Origin of the sequence: Paenibacillus agaridevorans (assembly GCF_003112455.1) — a bacterium.
Taxonomy (GTDB): domain Bacteria; phylum Bacillota; class Bacilli; order Paenibacillales; family Paenibacillaceae; genus Pristimantibacillus; species Pristimantibacillus agaridevorans.
In genome coordinates, this window is sequence record NZ_BDQX01000346.1 from 1 (window position 1) to 276 (window position 276).

The window sequence follows — 276 nt, forward strand, 5'->3', positions numbered from 1 at the left end:
CTATCCGTTTGGTGGCGATGGCGGAGGGGAACCACGCGTTCCCATACCGAACACGACCGTTAAGTCCTCCAGCGCCGATGGTACTTGGACCGCAGGGTCCTGGGAGAGTAGGACGTCGCCAAGCGGGTAACTTCGAGAAGCAGGCTCCGTTGCCTCTCCCGCTGGGAGAGTATCGGAAACTCGATCGAAGAAACTCAAAAACGGAATATCTGAGGGCCTTTAGCTCAGCTGGTTAGAGCGCACCCCTGATAAGGGTGAGGTCGGTGGTTCGAGTCC

Annotated in this window: 1 rRNA gene; it reads left to right on the top strand. The window is 58.0% G+C overall.

The features are described from left to right. Positions 1 to 7: 7 nt before the first annotated feature. Positions 8 to 124: ribosomal RNA gene (gene rrf, locus PAT3040_RS27320) — 5S ribosomal RNA — on the top strand. Positions 125 to 276: the final 152 nt, after the last annotated feature.